This window comes from Brevibacillus massiliensis (genome assembly GCF_000311785.1).
Lineage (GTDB): Bacteria > Bacillota > Bacilli > Brevibacillales > Brevibacillaceae > Brevibacillus_C > Brevibacillus_C massiliensis.
The window spans coordinates 40,918-65,764 of sequence record NZ_HE978549.1 but is presented as its reverse complement, the minus strand read 5'-3'; the positions used below and the strand labels follow the sequence as shown (position 1 = coordinate 65,764).

Below are 24,847 nucleotides of genomic sequence, written 5' to 3'. Positions count from 1 at the left end.
TAAATAGGTTGCGCCGATGATGAGGGTCGCTCCAATGACGGCGACCATAAATATGACAAAACGTTACGGTGCCGACATTGCGTGAAATCACGAGAGACTGCAGGCATCGTTTTCTGTTAGTCTATGTGCTTTGTTATATTATACCATTTTTTGAGGGAGAATCAGGTCTTACCATTTCGGCAGGAAAAAATGGAGGGGAAAATGGAACAAGTCGGCGGATTTCAAAGCGGTTTTCATGCAAAGAAGGTAAAGCGCGAAGCAGCAAGGTGGCCTCAATTTTTGATATGCCGGCACGATTGTCAGGAGATCATACAACTCGTCTCTCATGTGTCCGGTGAAGTCGAGTTTGAATTGTGCAAGATCGAGGCCGAGCGTATGGCACGTGTTTTGCTGGAGGCGGTGAATGAAAGCGATTCTTGCCTGACATCATGATCAAGGGCTTCATGATCTTTGGCCGGACGATGGATGCGGGCATCAAGCTTGTTCTCGTATGCTCGATCGTGGAATACTTCACCGGCGTGTTTTCCAAACTCTTCGGCGCCTGGGGATTCGATCCCATCATCGCTGATCCGACTGACCAATTCCGGGCCTTGGAGACGGCCGGCTACATCAGGATCATGCTGGCGGGCGCGTTCCCCATGGTGTACCTGCTGCGCAAGTACGCGGCCAAGCCGCTGGAGGCCATCGGCAACAAAATGGGCCTCAGCCCTACGGGAAGCGCGGGCCTGCTGGCCACGATCGCCAACATCCTGGCCATGTTCCGGCTGGTGCGCTCGATGCCTCCGAAGGACAAGGTCATCAATATCGCCTTTGGCGTCTGTGCGGCCTTCCTTCTGGGTGATCACTTGTCGTTTTCGGCCAACTTCCAGCCCAATATTATCCTGCCGCTGATCATCGGAAAGTTCGGAACCGGCGTCATCTCCATCGTACTGACTTACTGGCTGTCTGTCCCGAAAGCGTTAGGGCTGGAAAAGCTGGACCGTCAGAGTGGCACGATCGGAGCGGAGGAATACCTGGAAGAGGCCAGGCGGGAAGCGGCTGCTGCGAAAGAGTAGTTTGGCGAACGGCATTTGGATAAAAATACACGAAGTCAAAAAGGACTCGGGGCGCTTACATTTTATCCCCTTTTGTAAACAGTAAAAGAAAGACATTTACTGCTTTACTTGAAGGGGATTTTTGCATGGGAAAACGATATAGAAGAGGGTTGCAACTTGTACGGATGTGCGGAGCCGATCCCATTTTTTCTATACGACCATGTTCTCCAAAGCAAAGGACGCGGGGTAATTGCCTTTTCCCCGCGTTTTCTCTAACCTTTTACAAATACGGTCTTGATTGCAGTGAAAAATTCGATCGCCGCCTGTCCTTGTTCACGAGAGTGGGAACTTGACTGTTTCATGCCGCCGAACGGTGCCTGCAGTTCAACCCCGGCGCTTTCGGCGTTGATGCGGATGAGTCCGGCGTCCATTTCCCGGATGAAGGAAAGCATATGGCCGATGTCGCGCGTGAAGATGGAGGCGCTAAGGCCGAAGCGGGAATCGTTGGCGATCGCAAGCGCCTCTTCGATGGTGTCCGCCGGAATCAAGGCCAGCACCGGCCCGAAAATCTCCTCCTGGGCAATCGTCATGTTGGGGGTTACCTGCTCAAAGATCGCCGGCTCCACATAAAATCCATCTGCAAGGCCGGGAGAATCCAGCCGTTTGCCGCCGTACAAGAGTGACGCTCCTTCGGCCAGCCCTTTCTCGATGTAGCCGAGCACGGTCTGCATCTGCCGTTCGCTCGCACACGGTCCCATCCAGGTGTCGGGGGAGAGCCCGTCTCCGATTTGCAAGGAACGCACCCGGGAAAGCAGTTTTTCCTTGAAGGCATCGTATACCGCCCGCTGCACGATCACCCGGCTGGTGGCGGTGCATTTTTGGCCGGTGGAACGCAGCCCGCCGCTGACGGTTGCTTCCACAGCCAAATCAAGGTCGGCATCGGCAGCGACGATCACCGGATTCTTGCCGCCCATTTCCAGCTGGTATTTGGCGCCGCGGGCAAATGCTCCCTGTCCCACCTGCTTGCCCACCTCATCGGAACCGGTAAAGGTGATCGCGGCGATGCCGGGGTGGTTCACGATGCCTGTTCCGATGGCGGAGCCCGGACCTGTGACCATGTTGATGACTCCTGCCGGCAGCCCGGCTTCAGCTGCGCATTCCATCAATTTGGCCGCCGTGACGGCTGTCTCCTGGGCTGGCTTGAACACGACGGTATTTCCGTAGACGATCGCCGGAGCGATCTTCCAGATCGGGATGGCGACGGGAAAATTCCAGGGCGTGATCACGCCGACCACGCCGAGCGGCACCCGGCTGGTAAACATCAGCGCCTCGCTGTCGGAAGAGGGGATCACCTCTCCGACCCTGCGCATTCCTTCGCCGGCATAGTAGCGAAGGATGGCCACACCCCGGGCAGTCTCACCTTTTGCCTCAGGGAGCGTCTTGCCCATTTCGCGGGTCATCGTCTCGGCAATCTCGTCCAGGCGCCTCTCGAGGGCGTTCGCCAGTTTGTAGAGGTATTCGCCCCGGGCCGGGCCAGACAGCTTTCGCCAGGTGGACTGGGCCAACCGGGCAGCTTCTACGGCCTGGTTCAGGTCGTCTGCGGTCGATTTTTGCACGTATCCGACCACTTCGTGCCGGTTGGCCGGATTGATGCTCGCTTCCACCTGATTGGACGGGGAGGCACACCATTCCCCGCCAATGTAGTTGAGATAGGTTTTTGCTGCTGCATCTGTCCTCATCATTCCATCCTCCTCGCTAAATTTTCTTATCGGATTGGTACAGCCGGCTTAGAAAGTGGGGCCGATCCGCCAAATCCCGAAGTCGTGCTGTTTCAGGATTTCTGCCTTGGTCAGCTTGCCGGAACACACTTGCAGCATCTCGTCGAACAGGCGCTGGCCCACTGACTGGAGCGTTTCCTTGCCTTCGATGATCGTGCCTGCATTCAGATCGATGTTGTCCCCCATTTTTCCAAAGATGGCCGTGTTGGTGGCGATCTTGATGACGGGGGCGATCGGCGAGCCGGTCGGCGTTGCGCGGCCGGTGGTGAACAGGACCACCTGGGCCCCGCCGGCAACCATTCCGGTGAGCTGTTCGATGTCGTGGCCCGGTGTATCCATCCAGACCAGCCCTTTTTGGGTAGGCCTCTCTGCGTAGTTGATGAGTTCCAGCAGCGGGCGGGTTCCTGCCTTGTTGGCTGCGCCGAGCGATTTTTCTTCCAGTGAGCTGAGGCCGCCGCGGATGTTGCCGGGACTGGGGTTGCCCGTGCGGATATCCACGCCCATCTGAATCGAGCGCTGTTCCATGGCGTGAATCACTTCATAGACGCGCTTTGCCACATGGTCGTTGACGGCCCGATTCGCGAGCAAATGCTCCGCCCCGATCAACTCTGTCGTTTCCGCCAGAATGGACGTTCCGCCGCCGTCCACGATCATGTCGCTGACGACGCCGACAGCCGGATTGGCGGACAGGCCGGAACAGGCGTCCGAACCGCCGCATTCCGTGCCGACGATCAATTCGCCAAGATCGCAGGGCTCCCGCCGCAAGAGGGAAGCGTCCTGCACCATTTGCGCGGCGATTTTCGCTCCTTGTGCGATGGCCATAAGCGTGCCGCCGTGATCCTGAATGGAGACCACCTCCACCGGCTTGCCTGTTTTGGTGATTTCCCCGGCTACGCTGCGGGCCTGATGAGTTTCGCAGCCAAGGCCCAGGACGACGACGCCATACACATTGGGATTGGCTCCCATCCCGACGTAGGTGCGGAAGGTCTGCTCAAAATCGACCCCCACCTGTGCACAGCCGTGCTGGTGAATAAATGAAACCGTGCCGCTGACCAATTCGGTAATCTGCCGGGCCGCCTGGGTCGCACACGTGATCGTAGGCAAAATCAGGACGTGGTTGCGAACGCCGACCCGCCCATCAGGACGGCGATGCCCCAAAATGCAGGCGTTTGCTTCGATTCATGATTCATGGCTGATCTTGTCTCCTCTCCCGCGTTTCCCCTCCAGGTTGTGCACATGCATGTGCTGGCCAGGGGTGATATCGCGTACGGCTACTCCGATGACCTCTCCGTACTTCACGATGTCCTCGCCGCCGCGAATGGGCCGGACGGCAAACTTGTGTCCGAATTCGATGGCTTCCAAAAGCGTAACGCTGTGCCGAACATCCTGGCATGCGACGGTTACGACGCTTCCTTTCGGGATCGACTCAAGAGCGGTTGCCACGTTGTCGTTTGGCTGCATCATGATGGCCCGATAGGTCATAAGATGAGGCCCCTCCTTTTGCTCGCGATCTTTAGGGTTTTCCGGTACAGAGAATTTCGTTTTATAATGCAGAACAATGTTAAACAATATCGGATAAATACAAGCCACCCTTATGATAGAGCAGGAAAAGCGGGATTTGCAATAGTTTTTTGAATACAATTATTTTTTTGAAATAACCCGTTGCCTGATGGAAAAATGCTGTGGTAAGATGTGGGTATTCAAAATAATAAACCAGGTTTATTATACTAAACCAACAGTCTTGATACGAAAGGCGCTGTTCATCATGGAAAAGAAATACTGGGTACCTGCGTTGGAGCGGGCGAATGACATCCTTCAGCTGCTTGCGTCGGAGCCGTCCCAGTTGAAGCTGATCGACTTGGCCCACGCTCTCTCCATCAACAAAAGCTCCATGTTCTCCCTCTTGCATACGCTGGAGACGCTTGGCTTTGTGGTGAAGGAAAAAGGCGGTACCTATTCGCTTGGCCCGACCATTGGAGCGCTTTCCGCGGCCTACTTTCGCCAGTTCCACATTTTGCAAGCGTTTTATGCCGAGGCTCCGGCTTCGGTGCGGCAGGTGCAGGAGACCGTACAGCTTTCCGTGCGAAATGGGCGGGATATCATCTATTTGGCCAAGGAAGAGAGCCTCGGACCGCTCCGGGTAGCGACAGATGCGGGCATGAGGTTTCCGGCTTACGCGACGGCCATGGGAAAAGTGCAGCTTTCCGCCCTCGATTATTCCGAATTGAAAGCGCTCTATCCCGAGTATCATCTGGAGCCGAAGACCCCCTGGACGGTTGGCGACGTGGACCAGTTGTGGGAGCAGCTGCAGGCGATGAAAGCAGCAGGCTATGGAAGCGAACAGCAGGAGGCTGTCACCGGATTTTTTTGCATTGCGGCTCCGGTGTACAACCATGAAGGCCAAATGATCGCTTCCGTCAGTTTTACCATGTTGGAAAATGCGTGGAAGGAAAAGGCGGACCTGGCCAAAGCAGAAATCGTCGATTTGGGCAAACGGCTCTCAAGGCGGGCCGGTCACGTTTTTTCCCCATGATCATCAAAAAGGAAAGAGGCGGTTTTCATGAGACTAGAGGGAAAAGTGGCCTTGATCACCGGTGCCGGTTCCGGTATCGGGAAGAGCACCGCACTGCTGTTTGCCAGTGAGGGGGCGACGGTGGCGGTAAACGACGTCTGCCGCGAGAGCGGTATGGAAACGGTGGAGGAGATCTGCCGGACCGGCGGCAAGGCTGTTTTTTTGCCGGCGGACGTCACTTCCGAAACAGAAGTGGCGGAAATGGTGCAAAAAGCGCTTCAGACCTTAGGGCACATCGATGTCCTGTTCAATAACGCGGGGATCTCCGGCGTCGGAGCCATTCATGAAACCAGCGAAGAGCTGTGGGACAGGGTCGTTGCCGTCAACTTGAAGGGGGTCTTTTTGCCGAGCAAGCACATCTTGCCCCACATGATGGAGCGAAAGTCAGGCTGCATTATCAACATGTCCTCCTGCATCGCGGAGATCGGGTTGATGCGGCGGGCCGTCTACTCGGCCACCAAAGGGGCGGTACTGGCCTTGACCAAATCCATGCAGGTGGATTACGCGCCGTACAACATTCGGGTAAATGCGCTGCTGCCGGGAACGATATTGACGCCGTTTGTGGAGAACTATCTGAAATCGTCATACGACGACCCCGAGGAAGCGCTGTCCACGATCAAAAAACGGCAGCTCAGCGGCGAACTGGGCCGGCCTGAAGACGTAGCGAAGGCTGCCCTGTTTCTCGCGTCAGACGAGTCGCGCTTCATGATGGGGGCGCCGCTGTACATCGACGGGGGCGTCGTATTTGGCAAAATGGCATAAAAAAGGGAGGAATCGATGATGAAACTGCTCAACTTTTATCTGCAAGAAGAATGGAGACTGGGAGTGAAAACGGAACGGGGCGTCCTGGATGTGACCGCCTCCGCCAAGCGGCACGGACTGGAAACAGCGGACCTGCCCCAATCGGTCGGACAGTTTTTGCGGGGGGGAGACGAGGCGTTTGCGGCCTTGTCCGCCCATGTCCGGCGCATGGAGCAGGAAGGGGAAGCGGAGCTGTTCCTGGATGAATCGGCTTTGAAGCTCGGACCGTGCGTACCGGAGCCCGGAAAAATCATCTGCGTCGGGTTGAACTACAAGAAACACGCAGAAGAATCGAACATGCCGGTGCCGGAGTACCCCGTGCTGTTCAACAAGTTTGCCAACTCGCTGGCTGCCCATGGCGAGGAAATTGAACTGCCTCCCGAGTCCGCACAGGTAGACTACGAGGCGGAGCTGGGAATCGTCATCGGGAAACCAGCGAAGCGCGTCAGCCGGGAACAGGCTCTCTCCCACGTCGCAGGCTATTGCAATGTGAACGACATCTCGGCGCGGGACCTGCAGACGCGGACCAGCCAGTGGCTGCTGGGAAAATGCTGCGACGGATTCAGTCCGCTCGGTCCCTGGCTGGTGACTGCCGACGAAGTGGGCAATCCCAACGAATTGGAGATCAAGTCGATCGTCAACGGCCAGGTTCGGCAGCATTCCAACACGGCCGACATGATCTTCCCCTGCGATGAAATCGTCCACTACATTTCCCAGTACATGACATTGATGCCAGGCGACGTGATTCTCACCGGCACTCCAGAGGGCGTGATCCTCGGGTACCCCAAGGACAAGCAGGTGTGGCTGAAGGACGGCGATGTGGTCGAGATTGAGATCGAGGGGCTGGGACGGCTGGCCAACGTGATGAGGGAAAAAAGGGGGAACGCAGGATGATGAAAAAGAAGAGCGTTTTCATGGCACTGCGCCAGTGCCGCCCTGCTGCTTGGGGCATGCGGGGAGGCGCCGGTCAGCCGGCTGCCTCCGGCGGGACAAATCAGGAGAAAGACTCGACCTGTGTGGTGAAAATCTCTTACGAAAACCAACCGGGTGAGCCGATCGATCTGGCGGCCAATGAGTGGAAAAGGATCGCCGAGGAAAAGAGCGGCGGCAAGCTGAAGCTGGAAGAGTTCTTAAAGGGAATGCTCCCCTTGTACGTCGTACTCCTTCTGCTGCTTGTGATCATAACGTATGTTCCGGCTGTATCACTTTGGCTGCCCAATCTGTTGATGTAAGCAGACGCTGCGACCAGCTGAGACAGTCTACCGAGACAAAGCTGGAAGGGCCACCGTGCCCTCTGGCGGAGAAATCCGTCGGGGGCATGGTTGTTTTTTTGACAGAACACTTGTTCTCTGACAAGTTCTGTCCGTTCAAATGGTACAGTAAAAAGAAATGAGAGGAACAGATGGCGTTTGCGATCGTCCGGTTTGTGCTGAAGCAACAGATTGAGCAATGGCATGTGGTATAGGTCAATGGTCAGATGCGGGAGAGTTTTTACTTTGGAACGGGGAAAAATATTTCCGTATTTCTTGTTTTAATATTGTTTCATGTGATAAATAGATACGCAACCGATGGAGCAGTACTGGGTTTTGGCATTTTTGCAGGAATTTTTATGAGACAGGGTGTAATAAGGCCATGGTAGTCATGGCTACCGGACTGGGAAAGACCTATCTCGCTGCGTTTTTTGCCAAAAACTACCGAAGAGTTCTGTTTGCTGCCCATCGGGAAGAGCTGTTGCGGCAAGCAAGCAAATCCTTTGCAGAAGTGATGCCTGAACGTACCGTAGGGATATATGACGGCCAACACAAAGAAGGGGATGCAGACACTGTTTTTGCGTCCATTTTAACATTGAGCATGAAGAAGCATCTGGAGAGTTTTGAACCGGATGCATTTGATCTGGTGATCATCGATGAGTTCAATCATGCCGCAGCTTCGACGTACAGGCGGGTGCTGAATAATTTTCAGCCAGCTTTTCTTTTGGGCATCACCGCGACGCCGACTCGTACCGACGGAAAAGATATTTACGCTATTTGCGAGGGGAACGTTGTCTATCAGATTGACTTTATCGAGGCCGTACAGCGCGGATGGCTTGCTCCTTTCCATTATTATGGGATCTACGATGATACGGATTATTCGCAGGTAAAATGGGTGGGAACCCGTTATGATGAAGAAGAACTGTTACTGTCCCAGCAAAAGGCACATTGGAGTTGATCTTTACAGTTGATCTGTTTAATGAAGGGACAGATATTCCCTCCGTTGAAACCCTCCTTTTTGTAAGGCCGACGGAGTCGCTTACCATTTTTACACAGCAGCTCGGGCGGGGATTGCGCCTGCATCCTGAGAAGCGACATTGTACAATTATCGATTTAGTCGGAAATTATCGCAACGCTGATCTAAAAATGAGCCTGTTTGATACGACAGAGCGGCCCGTCAAGGCTCACGGTTTTGCTGCCCCAATCGTCCCGGAGAATTTTCAGATTCACCTTGACGTCGGGGTCGTCAACCTGCTTCAAGAGCTGGCTGCCAAAAAGCACCCGCGAAAAGAAAGGCTTTTGTCCGCCTACCTGGAAGTAAAGCGTGATCTTGGCAGAGTGCCTACCTACCTGGATCTTCACCTCCACGGGAGGGAAAACAGCAGAGAATACAGGCAGGAGTTTGCATCTTACGTTCGCTTTCTCCATTGGGCTGATCAGTTAAACGACGAGGAGAAGGAAGCTTTTAACAAGTATGAAGCTTGGATAAATGAAGTTGAAGGTACGGGAATGACCAAAAGCTGTAAGATGGTTTTGCTCTTATCCATGCTTAAACGCGGAGAAGAAGACTGGCACAAACCCATAACTTCGCAGGAAGCAGCTCCCTTTTTTCATCGCTATATGGTGGAGAAAGAATATCGAAAGAAGATCGATTTCTCGGATAAATCCTCCCAAGCGCTCTGGGAGTACAATGAAGCGAAGATGAGCAGACTCATCGCGGAAATGCCGATGTCAAAGTGGAGCGGAAGTTCGAAGGGAATTGTCTCTTTCAAGAATCATGTTTTTTCGCTCAATTTAGAGATAGATGTTGCGAACAGCTCTGTATTGTACAGATGGACAAAAGATATCTGCCTTTATCGATTGCATGTGTATTTTGAGAGGAAAAATATAGAAAGTGAATGATAGTACCCTGCTACGCTAAGCGCCCCTGTCCGCCGCTTAGCGTTTTTTCAGTTGACATATACATATAATTCATAGTTGACTCATCGGATTAATCATATTAAACTATGATCACATTCGAACCAAGCCCAGCTGCCGGCCTGCATTTTGGCTGCGGGGCATCGTGGACGAGGGGGAAGGAGCGTATGCCATGAAGATTGCCATGTATTACGGGCCGGAGGATGTGAGGATCGAGGAACGACCGTCTCCGGTTCCCGGCGCGGGTGAAATCGTTGTGCAAAATCGGGTAACCCTGACTTGCGGAACGGATGTCAAGACTTTTTTTCGCGGTCACCCCTATTGGACGCCGCCTGCGCCGTTTGGACATGAATCGGCCGGCGTAGTGATCGCGGCTGGCGAAGGCGCCCCCTTTGCTGTCGGGGACCGTGTCGTCGCCCACAATTCCGCCCCGTGCGGCACATGCTATTTTTGCAAGCAAGGGCAGCACTCGCTGTGCGATCGGCTTACCTTTAACCTGGGGGCGTTTGCCGAGATTCAAAAAATTCCGGCAGTGATCGTCAGCCAAAATACCTTCCTCATCCCTCCGGAGGTGTCCTGTAAAGATGCCGCTTTGACAGAGCCTTTTGCCTGCGCTCTCTACGGCATCGAGCAGTCGGAGATCAAACTTGGCGACACGGTCGTGGTCAACGGTGCAGGGCCGATCGGTTTGATGCTGATTCGTCTGGCGGTGCTGCGGGGAGCCCGTGTCATCGCAACGGATTTGCATCCGATGCGGCTGGAGCTGGCGCGAAAACTGGGGGCAGCGGTGACGATCGACATTCGCGACGTTTCCGATCAGGTCCAAGCCGTGAAAGCGTACACGGAAGAGGAGCGGGGAGCGGATGTCGCCATTGAAGCGGCCGGGTTTCCCGAGTTGTGGGAAAAGACCGTCGCAATGGTCAGGAAAGGGGGGATCGCCACCCTGTTTGGCGGGCCCAAGCCGGGGACGACCGTCACTTTTGACACGAAGCTCCTGCACTATTCGCAAATTACGATCAAGGGCGTGTTCCATACGACACCGCGCCACGTGAAGGCGGCCTTTGACCTGATCTGCCGGGGCGTCATCTCCGCAGTAGATTTCGTCAATGAAGAGTATCGGCTGCAGGAGATCGAGCAGGCGATCCGCACTCACGCGCAGGGCCTGGCGATCAAAAATGCCATCGTGTATCCATAGTTTTCCAAAAAAATAGAAAAGGATGATCCAGCATGAGAACCATTCAAATTTTGACGGTCTGCGGTTCCGGTACCGTCAGTTCGACCATGGTCGCGCAAAAGTTAAAAGAGGCGCTGGCGGCGGAAGGGATCAAAATCGCCACCACGGAAGTAAAGCCGACCCAAGTCGTCAGCCATGTGGAACAAGGGAGCTACGATTTCGTCGTCAACACCACTCCCGTTCCCGACAACATCCCCATCCCGGTCATCAACGGCGTCGGTTTTCTGACGGGACTGGAGGAAGAGGAGTTTCTCGAAGAAGTACGCAGCGTGATCGCGCAAATTCAGGAGCGCGAAGCCAACTAATTCACAGCCCTGAGAGGAGTCAACCCGTATGTTTCTGCAGACGTTAAAGGATATTTTTGACACGTTTGGCGCTCCCGTTTTTGTCCCGGTCGTCATCTTTATCATTTCGCTGGCGATGAAAGTGGAAGTCAAAAAAGCTCTCTATTCCGCGCTTTATGCCGGGATCGGTCTGTTTGGCTTCAACCTGTTGACCAATGCCTTTATTCCGATTATCATGCCGGTTGTCCAAAATATGGTCAAAAGCACCGGGGTCAGCCTTCCCGTCTTTGACATCGGTTGGCAGGCCACGGCCATCGTCGCCTACTCCACGCGGGTAGGCATGATCTTCCTCGGGCTTGCACTCGTGCTGCAAATCTTCCTGTTTGCGATCAAGTGGACGAATGTCTTTCAGCCGGGGGATTTGTGGAACAATTACTCCTACATGGTCTGGGGGTCGATGGTTTACCTGATTACCGACAGCATGTTCCTGGCGATTGCCTGCATGATCGTGCTGAACCTGTACAGCCTGCTCTTTTCCGAATTGTTTGCGAAGAGGTGGTCGACGTACTTTCAGTATCCGCGCGTTACGATCGTCCAGCTTCATCACGTGGGCAGCATTCCCTTCGCCATCGCCCTCAACTGGGTGCTGAACAAGCTGGGCGCCAGCAAAATCAACCTGAGTCCGGACGCCCTGCAAAAGCGGCTGGGCATTTTCGGAGAGCCGATCTCCCTGGGCTTGATTCTGGGCCTCTTGCTCGGGCTCTTGGGCAATCTGACGAGCCTGGGCCAACTGGCCTCCTGGGGCCAGATCGCCACAGTCGGGATTGCGACCAGCGCGATCATGGTGATCTTTCCGAAGGTATCCAGCATTTTTGCCCAGGCGTTCCTGCCGCTGACGGAGACGGCCAAGAAAAATCTGAAGAAGTCCAACAGCAAATCTGGCGACAAATCAAGGGAGTGGTATCTGGGCGTAAATGACGCGATGGGGTACGGGGAGACGGCTACGCTGACCTCCGGCATCCTGCTCATCCCGATCATGGTCGTCCTGGCGCTGATCCTGCCGGGAAATGAAGTCCTGCCGCTCGTCGACTTGATCGCGCTGCCCTTCATGATCCAGGGTATCGTCGCGATTACCAACGGCAACATTTTCAAATCCGTCATCATCGGGGCCATTTGGTTCAGCCTGGGGCTGTACGCGGCTACTTATACCGCGCCCCTGTTTACGGAAGTGGCAAAAGGGGTCGGCGTCACCATCCCGGCGGAAACCCTGCTCATCACCAGTTTCGGCATTTTGACCTCGCCGGTAACGGCACTGATTTTCCTCGCCTTTTTATCGCAATCCTGGCTGTGGATTGGCGTTGTTCTGGCGATATACGCCGTCGCTTACGTGCTGTTCAAGAAAAAGAAAGCGGCGATCGTGGACTATCTGGAGCGCAGCGCATTATACGGCAGCACTCCGGAGAAACAGCCGAACCATGAGCAGGCTCCGCAGGTCGGATGAGGACCCGCGTCGCCAGGCGACCGCATGTACGGGCAAGTCTGGGTGCAGGCCAAACCAGGTGATGTGCCAACGAGGAGGTTGATTGCGATGTTACGTCCCGAATTCGTCGTGCTGAATTCGAAAGCAGCCAGCGCAGAAGAAGTGATCAAGCAGTTGAGCGATTTGTTCCTGGCCAACGATACGGTCAAGGAGAGCTATTACGAAGCGGTGGTGGAACGTGAAAAGCAGTACCCTACCGGACTGCCGAGCAAAGAAGTGTTTATCGCGATTCCCCACACAGACAGCAGCCATGTCAAGGAGTCGAGCATAGCCATCGCCACGCTGGAACACCCGGTAACCTTTGGCCTGATGGGGGATGCCGAGAAGAAACTGGATGTCGGGCTGGTCATGCTACTGGCGATTGCCGATCCGCAAAAACAGCTTGACTTATTGAAAGACATCATGGGCGTGCTGTCGAATGGCTCCCTTTTAAAAAGCATCAAAGAAGCGTCAACCGCTGATCAGGTTGTCGCGCTACTGCAGACAAGCATAGGCTAGCGCAAAGAGCAGGCGCTCAGCGGCCCCATTCCACCCGGACAAACTCCCGGCAGGTTACAGGAGAGTCAGGGGGAATGGGGCCGTTTTATCTGACCGTGGCGAATTATGTAAAAATAACTACTATATTGACAAGAGGTTCAACTCAAAGTATTCTATGAGTAACCGGTTACACATCAAACACCCTAGAAATATACCTTTTTTATTATGGCGTGTGTAACCGGTTACACATTTTGGTGGTGAGTGAGTATGGCGGCAACAATCCGGGATGTGGCGAAGCTTGCCGGGGTTTCGGTCGCGACTGTTTCACGGGTGATGAACCGGAAGGGATATGTGAACAGCGAAACGGAGAAGAAAGTGAAAAAGGCGATGAAACAGCTTCAGTTCGAGCCAAACCACGTGGCCAGAGGACTGGCGGGCAAACAAACCAAGACGATTGCCTTGATCCTCCCCGATATCACCAACCCGTTTTTTCCGGGATTGGCCAGGGGCGTGGAAGATGTAGCAAAGCAGAATGGTTTTACCGTCATCTTGTGCAACTCAGACGATCTGGGAGTAAAAGAGAGAGCCTATATCGAGGTGTTGAAGCAGAAGTACGTAGACGGCATCATCTTTGCCACCCATAATCTGCTCCCGGAAGATATCGAGCGGATGGAGGAATTCGGGATTCCCTTTGTCGTCTTAGACAGGGCGCCGATGACGGGGTCTGGCTGCATCATCCGGGTGAACAACTTCGGCGGAGCGAAAGCGGCCGTGCAGCACTTGATCGATGTCGGCTGCAAAAAAATCGCTCACGTGTACGGCCCCCAGGAGCTGATTACGGCAAGAGAGAGGCTGGCCGGATATGAGGAAGCCGCCAAGGCATACCCCTGGTATACACCCACGCTGCTGGCTCCCGGCTATTTCACCCTCGAAGGAGGACTGAAGGCAGTAGAGGAGCTCCTCGGCAGGCATCCTGACATCGATGGGATTTTCGCCGGCAATGATTTGATGGCCGTCGGGGTGTTGAAGGGCTTGTACAAAAAGGGCATTTCCGTACCCGATCAGGTAGCTGTTTGCGGTTTTGACGGAGTGAACCTGTCGGAAATCACCCAGCCGGAGCTGTCTACCGTTGCCCAGCCTATTTACCAGATGGGTGAACTCGCCGCAGACAAGCTGATTGAGAGAATCAACCATTCCAGCAGCCAACGTGAAGTGATAGAGCTGGATGTCTCGCTCATCGTCAGGGAATCTACGAAAAAATGCCGATGATACACACAAAAAAAGGAGTACTGGAAGAGTGAGGCCAAAAATCGTCGTTATCGGAAGTTTAAATATGGATCTGGTTGTCCAAGCATCACGTCCCCCCGCTGCGGGTGAGACGATCCTGGGCGAGGGCATGCAGTTTGTTCCGGGAGGGAAAGGGGCCAATCAAGCGGTGGCACTAGCCCGGCTCGGAGCCGAAGTCGCGCTGATTGGCAGTGTCGGCAAGGACTTCTTTGCCAGCGAACTGCTGTTTTCGCTCGGGACCGCAGGCGTCGACCGGACGGGTGTGAAGGAAGTCGAAACGAGCGGCACGGGGGCGGCATTCATCTTGTTGGCCGAAGGAGAGAACAGCATTATCGTCGTCCCAGGGGCGAACGCCTGCTGTACACCGGCTGATATCGACGCCCATATGAAGCTGATCCAAAACGCGGATATCGTCCTTTTGCAAATGGAAATTCCGCTGGAAACCGTTTCCTACGCTACGCAGGCGGCAAAGCGATTGGGCAAGACGGTCATCTTAAACCCTGCTCCGGCGCAAAAACTGCCGGATGAATTGCTGGCATGCATTGACTACCTGACGCCGAACGAGACGGAGCTGGTAATTCTGGCAGATGGACAAGCAGGCCTGGAGGAAGGAATTGACACGCTGCTCGCTTCGGGAGTGCGGCATGTCATCACCACACTTGGCGCGCAGGGCGTGGCCAGCAAACAGCGGGGGCAGCAGCTTGAGCGCATTCCCGGCTACCGCGTCCCGGTAGTCGATACCACCGGTGCCGGAGACGCATTTAACGCCGGCCTTGCGTATGCGCTTGGCTTGGGGAAACCGCCTGGCGAAGCGATCTCCTTCGCCAATAAAGTAGCGGCTGTCGCCGTTGGCAGGTTTGGCGCCCAATTGGGCATGCCGACGCTCGAAGAGGTTGTCCGCTTTTCAGAATCCTGCGAACAATCCCCATAACATATAACATTTTGGAAAGAGGTGCATGTTTGGTGAAGGTGTTGTTCATTGGTGAATCCTGGGTCATTCATATGATCCACACGAAGGGGTACGACAGTTTTACTTCCACGAAATACGAGGAAGGGGCTACGTATTTGCTCCAGTGTCTGCGGGATTCCGCGATTGACGTTGATTACATGCCGGCACATGAGGTGCAGGTCCGTTTTCCCAAGAAGCTCGAGGAGCTGGAAAAGTATGATGCGATTGTCCTCAGCGACATCGGCAGCAATACGTTCCTTTTGCAAAACCCGACGTTCTACCAAATGGAGATCATCCCCAACAGCCTGGAGCTGATCCGTGAATATGTCGCGGGCGGCGGCGGTTTTCTGATGATTGGCGGCTATCTTTCCTTTATGGGAATTGAAGGAAAGGCCAACTACAAAAACACCGTCCTTGCCGATGTCCTCCCGGTCGAACTGATGGATGCCGATGATCGCGTCGAAAAACCGCAGGGCGTACAGCCGCAAACCGTGCGGGAGCACGCGATCACAGAGGGTCTGGGAAGCTGGCCGCGCTTTCTTGGCTACAACCGGTTTGCGGCCAAGGCAGATGCCGAAGTGCTGGTCAAGATCGAGGAAGATCCGTTTCTCGTCGTCGGCCGCTACGGCAAGGGCAAGACGGCTTGTTTTGCCAGCGATTGCGCACCGCACTGGGGACCCAGGGAGTTTATGGAGTGGCCGCACTATCAAAAGCTGTGGGCCCGCATCCTGGAGCACATCAAGCGGTAAGAGAGGCAAACTAATCGACGGGAAAGAGTGGTGGTACGTGTGCAGGTGAAGGAGATTGTTCGGCAAAACAAGGATGCGTACATCGATTTTTTGTCTGCATTAGTCCAGACGGATACCCAGGTCATCGGGCATGGCGTGCTTGGCGGCAACGAGCGGGCCGGGCAGGAAATCATCCGTCGGAAGCTTCAGCAGATGGGCTTTCAAATCGACGAGTTTTGCGTCGATGACGAGAAAATCAAGAAATACCCCGGCGCCAATCTGGGGCACAAAAACGACGGACGGCCCAATATCGTCGGTGTCCGAAAAGGTACGGGCGGCGGGAAATCGCTGATCTTAAACGGCCATATCGACACGATGCCGTTTGGCGACCGGGAAAAATGGGCGGACGACCCCTTTAGCGGTCAAGTGAAGGGCGACGTGCTCTACGGATTGGGCTCAACGGACATGAAAGCATCCCTGGCCGCCATGGTTCTGGCCGCAGAGGTGATTCAGACCCTGGGCGTCCGGCTCAAAGGGGATCTCATCATCCAATCGGTGGTTGACGAAGAGGGCGGCGGCAACGGTACCCTGGCCTGTGTCGAACGGGGTTACAGGGCGGACGCTGCGATTGTCGGCGAGCCTACGCAATTGCACATTCAGCCGGCTCACATGGGATTTTTGTTCCACGAGATCACCGTCGAGGGAAAAAGCCTGCACTCCAGCCAACTGTGGGAAGGCGTCAATGCCATCGACAAGGCGATTAAGATCTATCAATCGCTGAAAGAGCTGGAGCACCAGTGGCTGATGACGGAGCGGCATCCGTTGCTGCCCGGGCAGACGATCAACCTCGGCGAGATCAAGGGAGGCATTGCCGGTTCAGTCGTCCCAGGGTCTTGTACGTTAAAGACGTGTCTCCACTACCAGCCAAAGCCAAACGAACCGTACGAAACAACCCGCGAACGCGTCCATCAGCAGGTGCTCGACGCGATCGACCGAGTCGTCAAGGGAGATGAGTGGCTGCGGGCACACCCGCCGAAGGTAACGGTTTATCAGGAAGGATTTCCGTTCGAGACACCGGTATCCCACCCGCTTGTCCAAAAGGTCAGGGACGTTTTGCAAGAGGTCCTTCAGGAAGAAGCTGTGATCGAGGGCATGCCTGCCGGTTGTGATGCCCGCCTGCTGGCCGGATTCGCCGATATCCCTACCATTATTCTCGGATGCGGGGACCCGAGACAGTGCCACTGCATTGATGAATCGGTTCCAATCGACCAGTTCCTTTTATTGATTGAAGTGTATGCCAACTTTATCATTTCCTGGTGTGGTATCGAATCTTAACAGATACATTCAAAAAACGGGGGGTTACAACGATGTTCAAAAAAGCTTCTGTCTTGGCAATTGCCGCAATGTTTACGATCCTGGCAGGGTGCAGTGGCGGAGCGGGCACTGCGGAAATGCCCGAGGGCAGTTCCGATTCTGCTCCGGCGGCCCAATCGGATAAAGAGATCACGATTGGCGTGACGACGGCAACACTTCGCCACCAGTTCTTTATCGACATCGATAAAGGAATGAAAAAAGCCGCAGAGGAAGCTGGCGTAAAACTGTTGGTCAACGATCCCAACCTCGATTTGGCAAAGCAGGTTTCCGCGATTGAGGACTACATGCAAAAAGGCGTAGACGGTCTGATCGTTCTGGCCGTAGACAATTCCGGCGTGGTCCCGGTAGTGGAGGAAGCAAAAGACAAAGGAATCCCGGTCATCACAGCAGACTCGGTCGTGCCAAGCGACAAAGTGGACACGTTTATCGGAACGGAAAACTACGAAGCGGGCAAACAAATCGGGGAGTACTTGAAGAAACAGATTGAAAAAGACGGCAAAGACGTAAAGATCGCAGTTGTCACCCATGTTCAATCTTTCGTCCAAAAAGAGAGATTGCGCGGCTTTAAAGAAGCTCTCGCCGACGTGAAGGGTGTTACCATTCTGAACGATCAGCCAGGCTATGACCGCGAAAAATCCATGGCAACCGTAGAGAACATCCTCCAGGCCAACCCGGATGTCGACTACATCTACGCAACAGCGGAAAACAGCGTGCTCGGGGCGCTGGCCGCGCTTGAATCCGCCAAGCAGACCAATACGAAGATCGTCGGTTTCGACGTCACGCCGGAAGCAGCCGAAGGGATCCGCGACGGCAAAATTCTCGCCATGATTCAGCAGCAGCCGGAAAAAATCGGGGAAGAAGCAGTAAAAGCGGCAGTAGACGCGATCAAGGGAAAACAGCTGGACAAGAATATCAGTGTTCCCGTGGTGCTTATGGACAAGTCGAACGTTGATGAATACTTCAAAAAATAGGCCGTGATTTTGGCCCCTGCCTGCTATTTTCGCCAGGCGGGGGCCCTCACAAAAGAAAGGGAATGTACAGCCGGATGGATTTTCGAATCACCATGTGGGAGGAGGGTCCCTGTTGAGTTCACCGATTCTGGAGCTGCAGCATATCTGTAAAGAATTTTCCGGTGTAAAAGCTCTGTCTGATGTTTCCCTGACGGTCTATCCAGGAAGCGTGCACGCCTTGGTGGGAGAAAACGGGGCAGGCAAATCCACGTTGATCAAAATACTGACAGGAGCTTATTCCAAAACGAGCGGCACGATTACCTTTCAGGGCCAAGAGATCGAACAGATGGATCCGAAGCTCTCCAAAAAATTGGGCATTCATTGCATTTACCAGGAATTGAACGTCGCCAGGTACCAGACTGTCGCCGAAAACGTCTTTCTCGGAACGCAGCCTACAACGCGTTTTGGCCTGATCGATTGGAAGAAAATGAACCGTGCGGCGAAAGAGATTTTTTCTTCTTTGCAAATTGATATCAACCCGAAACAACTGGTGAAAGACATCAGCATTGCGCAAAAGCAGATGGTTGAGATCGCACGGGCGATTTCCCAAAACGCCAAAATACTGATCATGGATGAACCTACGTCTTCGCTCTCAGAGAGAGAAACAGAGGTCCTGTTGTCGCTGGTAGAGGAGCTGAAGCAAAAAGGGGTCAGCATTTTATACGTCTCACACCGGATGGACGAGATCTTCCGGGTTTGTGACACAGTGACAGTGCTTCGCGACGGGCAGCATATTAAAACGCTTCCCATGAACGAGGTGAAAAACGTCGACACGCTTGTGGAATTAATGGTCAACCGCAAAGTGACTGATTATTTCAACAAGGTTGACGCCCCGCTGGGCGAGCCGATCTTATCCGTGCAAAATCTTGCGAAGAGTGGCGTCCTGAAAAATATCAGCTTTGAACTGCGGCGCGGGGAAATCCTCGGAATCGCCGGGCTGGTGGGGGCGGGCCGTACCGAAATCGCCCAGGCCCTGTTTGGATTGTTGAAAAAGGATACCGGAGATATTTATATCGATCATCAAAAAGTAGAGATTAAAAAACCGTCAGATGCCATTAAATTGGGGATTGGATTTGTGACTGAAAACCGCAAAGAAACAGGTTTGGCTCTAAAGCAAAGCGTCCGTGCAAACATCACGATGTCCAACCTGAAAAAATATGTGAAGTACCTGCTGGTAAATAAACAGGCAGAGAAAAAGGCAGCAGAAGAGTATAAGAAAAAGCTGAACATCAAAACCGCCACGCTGGAGCAGCCGATTTCAACCTTGAGCGGCGGAAATCAGCAGAAGGCGATTCTTTCCCGCTGGATCATCCAGGAACCGCGGATTCTCATTCTTGACGAGCCGTGCCGCGGGGTGGATGTCGGTGCGAAGGCGGAGATTTTTGCCCAGATCAGCCAGCTTGCCCAGCAGGGGGTCGGGATCATCATGATCTCCTCGGAGATTCCGGAGATTGTCGGGATGAGCGACCGGGCGATCGTCATGCGCGAAGGCAGGATCGCCGGCATCCTCGAAAAACCGGCGATCACACCTGATAATATTTTGAAACTCGCATTTGGGGGTGGGGTAAGTGCTTAAAGATTCTGCATCAGGTCTGGAAGTCACCCAAAACAGGAAGCAAACCGGTTGGAAGGATACGCTTTATCTGATTTTTGACAAAGGCAGCACAATGGTTGGCCTCGTCCTGCTCTTCGTCGTTTTGTCCATCGTCACAACGGACTTTCTCACCGTTGACAACCTGATCAACGTCACCCGTCAGGCAACCGTACTCTGCATTATGGCCGTGGGGATGACCTTTATCATCATCACCGGCGGTATTGATCTGAGTGCCGGGTCGCAAATTGCCGTCAGCGGCGTAGCTGTAGCGGGACTGATCACTGCCGGAGTGCCAATTCCGCTGGCGGTTCTCCTGACCATCATCCTGGGCGGGTTGATCGGGCTGTTTATCGGCGCAGCCGTCTCCACACAGAAGATTCCGCCATTTATCGTGACCTTGGGGATGACGACAATTCTCAGCGGACTTGCCTTCGTCTACACCCAGGGCAACCCGATCGCTGTGACCGATGCTGCCTTTCGAGCGCTCGGCCGCGGGTACCTCGGCCCCATCCCGATTCCCGTCATGATCATGGTCGTCGTCGTGATTATCGGACATGTGCTGTTGACCCACACGAGATTTGGCCGGTATGTCTACACCATCGGAGACAACGAAGAAGCTGCCAGATTGTGCGGGATCAACGTCACGTGGGTGAAGACCGGCGTGTACGCCTTTGGCGGAGCGGTCATGGCCATCGCTGGAATCATCCTCGCTTCCCGCCTGTCTACCGGTTCGCCCAATTCAGGGACAGGCTCTGAGCTGGATGCCATCGCCGCCGTTGTACTGGGCGGAACCAACCTCTTCGGAGGGGAAGGCAAGATTGTCGGCACCTTGATGGGGGTCGCGATCATCTCCATCCTCAACAACGGATTAAACCTGCTCGACGTTTCCTCTTACAACCAGTTGATGATCAAAGGGCTTGTCATCTTGTTGGCTGTTTGGCTGAATTCGATCAAAGCAAGAAAAAAACAGAGCGTGTAGGTGATGCAGATGGGCGGCGGCATTTTTCCCAAAAAGAAAAACGCGTTAACAGAAATTTTTCAGGTAAAGAAACCGATTATCGGCATGGTTCATCTCAAACCGCTTCCAGGCTCCCCGCGTTACAAAGGGGAATCGATCAATGAAATAATCGAATTTGCGCTGGAGGATGTCCGCAGGCTCGAAGCGGGCGGCGTAGACGGGTTGCAAATTGAAAACGCCTGGGACCTGCCTTTTCCCAAGCCGGAAGACTTTGGCTTTGAGACAGTGGCAGCGATGACCGCGGTCGGAGTGGAAATCTCCAAGATAACCAAATTGCCTCTTGGCGTCAATTGCCTGGCGAACGCCGTCATTCCGGCGATCGCCATCGCCAAAGCGTCGCAAGCAAAATGGGTGCGTTCCAATCAGTGGGTAAACGCCTACATCGCCAACGAGGGATTTGTCGAAGGAGCCTCCGCCAAGGCGATGAGGTACAAGGCGCGGCTCTTCGGAGACGATATCAAAATCCTCGCGGACGTTCACGTGAAGCACGGCAGTCATGCGATTGTCGCCGATCGCAGTCTGGCGGAACAGACGCGCGACAATGAATTTTTTGATGCGGACGTCCTGATCGCGACAGGAAATCGCACCGGCGACGAGACATCGCTTGACGAGATTCTGGGCATTAAAGAGAGTACGTCCCTTCCGGTGATCATCGGCAGCGGGATGACCGAGCAGAACGCGGCGAAAATTCTCTCCGTGGCAGACGGGGCGATCGTCGGAAGCTTCCTGAAAGAAAATGGAAATTGGTGGGAGCCTGTTGATGTTGACAAAGTAAAACGCTTCATGGAGCAGGTCTATACCCTGCGATAGGCTGGCGGTCACCGATGGCGAAAATCGCTGTACATGGCTTTATCAATACAGACATCATCGGTCAAGTGGCTGCCTTTGCGAAAATAGATCAGGAGACCGAGATGAACAGCCTGCAAATTTCGCCGGGAGGATCGGCGGCGAACGTCGCTGTAGGGCTTGCCCGTTTGGGCGAGGATGTCTATTTTCTGGGGGCAGTCGGCGGGCAGCTGTATACGTCCTTTTTGCTCGACAGTCTGGAGGGCGTGCACCGGGATTACGTCCAGACGATCGCGGACGCCCCTTCCGGCATGGTGATGGTCCTGGTAAACGGCGATGGGCTGCGCACGATGTACACGTACCCGGGGGCAAACGCACAGTACGATGTTACGCAGATTCCGCAGCGTTTTATCCAAGATCTGGATTTCCTGCATATGAGCAGCCCGCGTGTTCCCCAGGCCAGGCAGCTTGTCCAATGGAAGCGGCAAAATCCTCGTTTGCGCGTTTCCTTTGACCCCAGTTCCCTGCTGACGAAAAAAGGGTTGGCCTGCCTGGAGCCGCTCTTGTCCGAGACAGACATCCTGTTTGTGAATCGCACGGAATTGCACGATTTGTTTCCTGACCAACAGATCGACCAGGCCCTGCAAACCCTGCATGGGCTGGGGATTCAGGAGATTTTTGTGAAAAGGGGCCGGGACGGCGCTGTCTACAGCTCGCTGTCGGACCACTCCCGGGAAGTGCTGTCCCTGCCGGCCCAAAGTGTGAAGGCAGTGGATTCGACCGGTTCGGGTGATGCCTTTGCCATTGGCGTGCTGTACGGATTTGCCCGGGGATGGTCAAAAGAAAAGATCCTGCAGGGGGGCATCACCTTGGGCGGACGGGTCGTCGCGCGGATGGGAGCGAGAGACGGCCTGCCCTTTGCCGGGGAATGGGGAGGTTAGATCGGTATGGAGAGAGAAAACTTGTTTCGGCAGATCGACGAGGCGGACGCACTCGCTTTTTTGCAGTCGCTCATCCAGATCAACAGCGTAAATCCGCCGGGTGCGGAGCGGGCAGTTGCCGAAGCGATAAAACAGCGCCTGTCAGGAACGGATTTGCAGCTTCAGCTGGACGAGGTGGCAGAGAGACGGACCAATCTGCTCGTTTCCCGGCCGGCTGCCGGGGCGCCTGAAGCTTCCGCAAAGGAGCGGAAAACCCTTGTCTTCAGCGGCCATTTCGATACGGTTCCGGTGGGTGATGTCAAATGGAAACACCCTGCCTTTGCCGGGGTACAGGTCGGAGACCGCCTCTACGGGCGCGGCGCAACAGACATGAAAAGCGGTGTGGCTGCGATGGTACTCGCGCTGGAGTGCATGGCCAAGGCAAACATCAAGCTGGCCGGCAACCTGCTGTTCATGGGCACCGTTGGCGAAGAAGTGGACTGTCTGGGTGCGCGGGAAGCGGTGAAAAAAGGACAGATTGACCACGCGACAGCGATCGTCGTCGGCGAACCGACGTCCAATCAGGTTGTAATCGCCCATAAAGGGGCGCTGTGGCTGGAAGTGACGATGTTCGGGAAAACGGCCCACGGGTCCATGCCGGAGCACGGCATCAACGCGATCCAGGCCGTCAACCGGTTCATCACTGCATTGAACGAGTACCGGTTTCAGTTTGAGATCCATCCCGTTCTGGGGAACTCCACCATCAATATCGGGATGATCAGAGGGGGAGTCAGCCCGAATGTCGTACCGGACAAGTGCAGTGTCACGATTGACATTCGGACTGTGCCGGGGCAGGATCATCAGGCGATCGTCGCTGAAATCACGCAGCTCGCCAAGCGGGCAAGCGAGAGCGTGTCGGCCGGTTTTCAGGTAGACATTCGCAACGATCTGGCTTGTGTCCACACATCCGCCGACCATCCCTTTATCAAAACGGCCATCCGGACACATGAATCCTGCTTTCAACAGAAATCTTCTCCAAGAGGAGTCAATTACTATACGGATGCTTCGGTGTATCAGCCTCATCTGAAGGGAATTCCTGTCTTGATTTACGGGCCGGGTGAACCGGGCTTGGCCCATCAGCCGGATGAATGGGTGGATGTCGCAAAATATCTGGACGCGATTCGCTTCTACATGGCGCTGGCCTTGGATTACCTGCAAGTGGCAGGCGACGGGCCGTCAGACAATTGAAACGGGGGGAGCTAAGGCTCCCTTGGCCAAAAGAGCACGCCGGGAAGTGCTCTTTTTTTGTGCACACGGTAAGCGGCCTGCAGCTTCGGACCAGACGTTGGACGAACGTCATCCCGCGTCGTTTTGGCTGATGCAATCCGCAGCCGCGTCCTGCAAACGCAGCTGATGCCGCAGCAGATCCGCATGTTTCAGGACGTATTGAAGAAAGGCCTCGACGTGTACAGGCATAATCCTGCTCCTGTCGTACACGATCGAAAAAAACCGCTGGAGGTGAATTCCTTGAACCTTCATCATTTTCAGGCTGCCTAATCTCAGCTCCTTTTGAATGGCGGACCGGGAGATGATCGAGATGCCCAATCCGGATTCCACGGTGGCCTTGATCGATTCCGTATTCCCCAATTCCAGCACAACCTGCAGTTTCCCGGGATCAAGATGGTTTTGGCGGAGCGCATCTTCAATGACCTGCCTCGTTCCGGACCCGGGTTCCCTGAGAATGACGGGAAGCCGGAACAACTCCTCGGCCGTGATACAATCCCTGTTTTCAAGCTGGGGGTCAGGCTCCAGCGCTGATGCAATCACCACCAATTCATCGTCCAGGAACGGGCATTGAGACAGGTTTTTACCCGGGACAGGCGCCTCGACAAAACCCAGATCGATCTCCCTGTTCTCCAGCAGTTCGACGATTTGCCTGGAGTTGTACGTTTTCATGAGCAGGTCGATCTTGGGGTACTCCTTTGAAAACTTCCCCAAAAGATAAGGCAGGATGTACTCGCCGATGGTTAGACTGGCCCCGATCTGCAAGTCTCCGTGAATCGACTGGGATAACAGGTGCAGCTCTTTCTTCGCTTTCTCCACAAGCTGCAGAATTTTTTCGGCATAATCGTAGAGCACCCTTCCCGAATCTGTCAATTTGATCGACTTTGTCGTTCGCTCAAACAGTTTGACGGACAAGGTGGATTCCAATTGCTGAATTTGCTGGCTGACGGTTGGCTGCGAAAGGTGAATCACTTTTGCCGTCTCAGAAAAGTTTTTTTTCATCGCCGCGC

The 24,847-nt window shown here is 54.5% G+C and carries 23 protein-coding genes and 2 pseudogenes; 21 read left to right on the top strand and 4 right to left on the bottom strand.

Annotated elements, in window-relative coordinates; translation table 11 throughout:
• The first annotated feature begins 201 nt into the window (after window positions 1-201).
• Window positions 202-432: a hypothetical protein gene (locus tag HGBM_RS22675; protein WP_019123381.1), complete on the top strand. Its 231-nt coding sequence runs from the start codon at window positions 202-204 to the stop codon at window positions 430-432.
• A pseudogene (gene eutH, locus HGBM_RS28310) lies at window positions 411-1,055 on the top strand (ethanolamine utilization protein EutH); the annotation flags it as partial. The gene HGBM_RS22675 and the pseudogene eutH, both read left to right, overlap by 22 nt.
• Before the next feature lie 251 nt (window positions 1,056-1,306).
• Here the strand turns inward: eutH and gucD are convergent.
• Genes gucD through HGBM_RS22655 form a run of 3 tightly spaced genes read right to left on the bottom strand, consistent with a single transcriptional unit; the run spans window position 1,307 to window position 4,294 of the window.
• Window positions 1,307-2,773 (bottom strand): alpha-ketoglutaric semialdehyde dehydrogenase GucD, encoded by a 1,467-nt coding sequence (gene gucD, locus HGBM_RS22665; protein WP_019123379.1) that lies wholly within the window; start codon window positions 2,771-2,773, stop codon window positions 1,307-1,309.
• A gap of 48 nt (window positions 2,774-2,821) precedes the next feature.
• Complete coding sequence (locus HGBM_RS22660; RefSeq protein ID WP_019123378.1) at window positions 2,822-3,970, bottom strand: UxaA family hydrolase; 1,149 nt, start codon at window positions 3,968-3,970, stop codon at window positions 2,822-2,824.
• A gap of 21 nt (window positions 3,971-3,991) precedes the next feature.
• A complete protein-coding gene (locus HGBM_RS22655; protein WP_019123377.1) occupies window positions 3,992-4,294 on the bottom strand; it encodes a UxaA family hydrolase in 303 nt (100 codons plus the stop codon).
• A gap of 283 nt (window positions 4,295-4,577) precedes the next feature.
• Here HGBM_RS22655 and HGBM_RS22650 point away from each other — a divergent pair, with 283 nt between their 5' ends.
• From HGBM_RS22650 to HGBM_RS22560, 19 genes and pseudogenes are all read left to right on the top strand, one after another.
• Window positions 4,578-5,345 (top strand): IclR family transcriptional regulator, encoded by a 768-nt coding sequence (locus HGBM_RS22650; RefSeq protein WP_019123376.1) that lies wholly within the window; start codon window positions 4,578-4,580, stop codon window positions 5,343-5,345.
• Between the two features lie 27 nt (window positions 5,346-5,372).
• The gene (locus tag HGBM_RS22645; RefSeq protein WP_019123375.1) at window positions 5,373-6,146 is read left to right on the top strand and encodes an SDR family NAD(P)-dependent oxidoreductase; all 774 of its coding nucleotides are present in this window, start codon (window positions 5,373-5,375) and stop codon (window positions 6,144-6,146) included.
• An 18-nt stretch (window positions 6,147-6,164) separates the two neighbouring features.
• The gene (locus HGBM_RS22640; RefSeq protein WP_019123374.1) at window positions 6,165-7,079 is read left to right on the top strand and encodes a fumarylacetoacetate hydrolase family protein; all 915 of its coding nucleotides are present in this window, start codon (window positions 6,165-6,167) and stop codon (window positions 7,077-7,079) included.
• Window positions 7,076-7,417, top strand: a complete 342-nt coding sequence (locus HGBM_RS22635; protein WP_019123373.1) for a hypothetical protein — start codon at window positions 7,076-7,078, stop codon at window positions 7,415-7,417. Before HGBM_RS22640 ends, HGBM_RS22635 begins: the two co-directional genes overlap by 4 nt.
• 376 nt (window positions 7,418-7,793) lie before the next feature.
• Window positions 7,794-9,337: pseudogene (locus HGBM_RS29885) on the top strand (DEAD/DEAH box helicase); the annotation flags it as partial.
• A 187-nt stretch (window positions 9,338-9,524) separates the two neighbouring features.
• Window positions 9,525-10,547, top strand: coding sequence for a zinc-binding dehydrogenase (locus HGBM_RS22625; RefSeq protein ID WP_019123372.1), 1,023 nt, complete (start codon window positions 9,525-9,527; stop codon window positions 10,545-10,547).
• Between the two features lie 32 nt (window positions 10,548-10,579).
• Window positions 10,580-10,891: a PTS sugar transporter subunit IIB gene (locus HGBM_RS22620; protein WP_019123371.1), complete on the top strand. Its 312-nt coding sequence runs from the start codon at window positions 10,580-10,582 to the stop codon at window positions 10,889-10,891.
• 28 nt (window positions 10,892-10,919) lie between these two features.
• The gene (locus tag HGBM_RS22615) at window positions 10,920-12,371 is read left to right on the top strand and encodes a PTS galactitol transporter subunit IIC (protein ID WP_019123370.1); all 1,452 of its coding nucleotides are present in this window, start codon (window positions 10,920-10,922) and stop codon (window positions 12,369-12,371) included.
• A gap of 87 nt (window positions 12,372-12,458) precedes the next feature.
• Window positions 12,459-12,908 carry a PTS sugar transporter subunit IIA gene (locus HGBM_RS22610; protein ID WP_019123369.1) on the top strand — a complete coding sequence of 150 codons (450 nt, stop codon included), beginning with the start codon at window positions 12,459-12,461 and terminating at the stop codon, window positions 12,906-12,908.
• Window positions 12,909-13,154: 246 nt separating this feature from the next.
• Window positions 13,155-14,156, top strand: a complete 1,002-nt coding sequence (locus HGBM_RS22605; protein WP_019123368.1) for a LacI family DNA-binding transcriptional regulator — start codon at window positions 13,155-13,157, stop codon at window positions 14,154-14,156.
• 28 nt (window positions 14,157-14,184) lie between these two features.
• The gene (gene rbsK / locus HGBM_RS22600; RefSeq protein WP_019123367.1) at window positions 14,185-15,105 is read left to right on the top strand and encodes a ribokinase; all 921 of its coding nucleotides are present in this window, start codon (window positions 14,185-14,187) and stop codon (window positions 15,103-15,105) included.
• A 32-nt stretch (window positions 15,106-15,137) separates the two neighbouring features.
• Window positions 15,138-15,872 (top strand): glutamine amidotransferase, encoded by a 735-nt coding sequence (locus HGBM_RS22595; RefSeq protein WP_026074607.1) that lies wholly within the window; start codon window positions 15,138-15,140, stop codon window positions 15,870-15,872.
• A gap of 30 nt (window positions 15,873-15,902) precedes the next feature.
• Window positions 15,903-17,186, top strand: coding sequence for a M20 family metallopeptidase (locus HGBM_RS22590; protein WP_218917015.1), 1,284 nt, complete (start codon window positions 15,903-15,905; stop codon window positions 17,184-17,186).
• Window positions 17,187-17,218: 32 nt separating this feature from the next.
• A complete protein-coding gene (locus HGBM_RS22585; protein ID WP_019123364.1) occupies window positions 17,219-18,196 on the top strand; it encodes a substrate-binding domain-containing protein in 978 nt (325 codons plus the stop codon).
• 112 nt (window positions 18,197-18,308) lie between these two features.
• A complete protein-coding gene (locus tag HGBM_RS22580) occupies window positions 18,309-19,811 on the top strand; it encodes a sugar ABC transporter ATP-binding protein (protein ID WP_019123363.1) in 1,503 nt (500 codons plus the stop codon).
• Window positions 19,804-20,808, top strand: coding sequence for an ABC transporter permease (locus HGBM_RS22575; RefSeq protein WP_019123362.1), 1,005 nt, complete (start codon window positions 19,804-19,806; stop codon window positions 20,806-20,808). Before HGBM_RS22580 ends, HGBM_RS22575 begins: the two co-directional genes overlap by 8 nt.
• Before the next feature lie 9 nt (window positions 20,809-20,817).
• Window positions 20,818-21,657 carry a BtpA/SgcQ family protein gene (locus tag HGBM_RS22570; protein ID WP_019123361.1) on the top strand — a complete coding sequence of 280 codons (840 nt, stop codon included), beginning with the start codon at window positions 20,818-20,820 and terminating at the stop codon, window positions 21,655-21,657.
• 14 nt (window positions 21,658-21,671) lie between these two features.
• Window positions 21,672-22,574 (top strand): carbohydrate kinase family protein, encoded by a 903-nt coding sequence (locus HGBM_RS22565; protein ID WP_019123360.1) that lies wholly within the window; start codon window positions 21,672-21,674, stop codon window positions 22,572-22,574.
• A gap of 6 nt (window positions 22,575-22,580) precedes the next feature.
• On the top strand, window positions 22,581-23,801 hold the full coding sequence (locus HGBM_RS22560; RefSeq protein ID WP_019123359.1) for a M20 family metallopeptidase: 1,221 nt from the start codon (window positions 22,581-22,583) through the stop codon (window positions 23,799-23,801).
• Between the two features lie 108 nt (window positions 23,802-23,909).
• On the opposite strand, the gene HGBM_RS28300 is transcribed toward HGBM_RS22560, so the two are convergent.
• A partial coding sequence (locus HGBM_RS28300; protein ID WP_147512965.1) for a selenium metabolism-associated LysR family transcriptional regulator occupies window positions 23,910-24,847 on the bottom strand: 938 nt, incomplete at its 5' end.